The sequence below is a fragment of the Amycolatopsis sp. SID8362 genome, assembly GCF_010550475.1.
Taxonomy (GTDB): Bacteria; Actinomycetota; Actinomycetes; order Mycobacteriales; family Pseudonocardiaceae; genus Amycolatopsis; species Amycolatopsis eburnea.
In genome coordinates this window covers 1-685 of sequence record NZ_JAAGNB010000219.1, presented here as the reverse complement: position 1 = coordinate 685, position 685 = coordinate 1, and the positions used below count along the sequence as shown (strand labels likewise).

Genomic DNA, 685 nt, shown 5'->3' with positions numbered 1-685 from the left:
AGCTGCCGTAGAAGCAGGCCGCGAGCACGAACAGCACCGGCGAGCGGACCAGCAGGAACGCCAGGATCGACGCGCCGGTGGCCAGCGCCAGCAGCACGGCCGAGCCGCGCGCGCCGTGCCGGTCGGCGAGGTGCCCGAGCGGGACACCCGCGACCGAACCCACCGCCCAGCCGAGGGTGAGGCCGAGCCCGACCTGCGCCGGCGTCAGCCCGGCGATCCGGGTGAAGAACAGCACCGAGCACGTCAGGAACGCGCCGTCGCCGAGCGAGCCCACCAGCTGAGCGGCGGCCAGCAGCCGGTCCGGGGTCTTCGTCATGAGATGACAGTAGAGCCGGCTTTGGCTCGATCCCAGATCCAATTATGGCCAAGTGCATTGGGCCAATGTAGGGTCGCGCGATGGACTTCCACGTCAGCCTGGCCGGGCGTGGCGACCTCAGCGTCCGGATCTACCGCCAGCTGCGCGACGCCGTCCTCGACGGCAGGCTGCGGGCGGGGGAGCGGCTCCCGCCGACCCGCGAACTGGCCCGGCGGCTGGCCGTCTCCCGCAACACCGTCGCGGTCGCCTACGACCGCCTCACCGCCGACGGCTTCCTGACCGGCCGCGTCGGCGCCGGGACGTACGTGTCCGATTCACTGCCGGCGCCCCGACGTCGTTCGGCGCCCTCGGCGGCGGGACCGCGCCCGA

Annotated in this window: 1 protein-coding gene and 1 pseudogene; one reads left to right on the top strand and one right to left on the bottom strand. The window is 73.3% G+C overall.

All coding sequences use genetic code 11. The features are described from left to right. Positions 1–316, bottom strand: a pseudogene (locus tag G3I65_RS07560) (MFS transporter); the annotation flags it as partial. Between the two features lie 80 nt (positions 317–396). On the opposite strand from G3I65_RS07560, the gene G3I65_RS07555 reads away from it, so the two are divergent. Beyond that, on the top strand, positions 397–685 hold a 289-nt coding region (locus G3I65_RS07555), incomplete at its 3' end, for a GntR family transcriptional regulator (RefSeq protein WP_160695444.1).